This is a genomic window from Halomonas sp. SpR1, from assembly GCF_031010175.1.
Taxonomy (GTDB): domain Bacteria; phylum Pseudomonadota; class Gammaproteobacteria; order Pseudomonadales; family Halomonadaceae; genus Vreelandella.
In genome coordinates this window covers 1-1,006 of record NZ_JAUAMB010000086.1, presented here as the reverse complement: position 1 = coordinate 1,006, position 1,006 = coordinate 1, and the positions used below count along the sequence as shown (strand labels likewise).

Sequence of the window (1,006 nt, the reverse complement as noted above, 5' to 3'; positions counted from 1 at the left end):
GCTCTTGGCCGAGGCTGTGTGAAAACCTAAAAATCAGTTGCCGATGACAGTGTCCTGTCGTCTTGGCACGACTATCGGCCAGCAATACGTTTTAGAACGTCTTCATTTATTATTCCCGCATCTCTAGCTGTTTGAGATGATCGTTAATAAACACCCGCTAAAGAGCGTTATCGGTTTTACAAGCTTGCCAAAATCAGGTTTAAGCCCTTACCCACGCATTGCTTGGACTAACCTCTGGGTGCCAAGGATATTCATGACGCGCTTCATGTTATAAGCAAGTACATGGAGGCTCATTTCCGTGCTGACGTTCTTAAGTCCCTTAGTCAAGAAGTGCGTCGCTCCCATCCACGCTTTCAACGTGCCAAAGGGGTGTTCGACCGTCTGACGACGAATGCGCATTATATCCGGCGCCTGATCCAATCTAAATTTCACCGCCTCCAGTACCTCTTCGTGCTCCCACCGTTTGATACGCCGATAGATACCTGTGGTGCATTGCGGCTTCATAAAACAACTTGGACAGGCCGAGCTCCAATAGCAATGAAGCGTCTGACCCTTTTCAACATTTTTAAAACGCCAAATCAGACGTTCTCTCGCTGGACAGCGATATTCATTACGTTCAGGCACGTAGCGGAACGCTTCTCTGGGAAACATACCTTTAGCCTGGCTAGGCGAGGTTTTGGGCTTGGGAAGATGCGTCGTGATACCGGCCTTGTGACACGCAAGTATCTCCTCACCCGTAAAGTAACCTCGATCAGCTACGACGTGGAGGTCACTGACAGCACTAGCATCGCGTGCTTGCTTGGCCATCCGGTAAAGCTGACGCCGGTCACTGCCGACATTGGTAACCTCATGGGCGACAATCAAATGATGCTGGCTATCGACAGCCGTCTGTACGTTGTAGCCTACGATTCCCGTTCCTCGCGCGGTCATGGAGCGAGCGTCAGGGTCTGTTAAAGAGATTTGCTGGTCAGGGGACTCGGTTCTTTGAATTTCAATGGATTGTAGT

The 1,006-nt window shown here is 50.1% G+C and carries 1 protein-coding gene; it reads right to left on the bottom strand.

The annotated features are described in order from the left end of the window. Nucleotides 1-207: 207 nt before the first annotated feature. Nucleotides 208-1,006: IS1182 family transposase (locus QT231_RS24215; RefSeq protein WP_308339326.1), on the bottom strand; the 799-nt coding region annotated here is incomplete at its 5' end.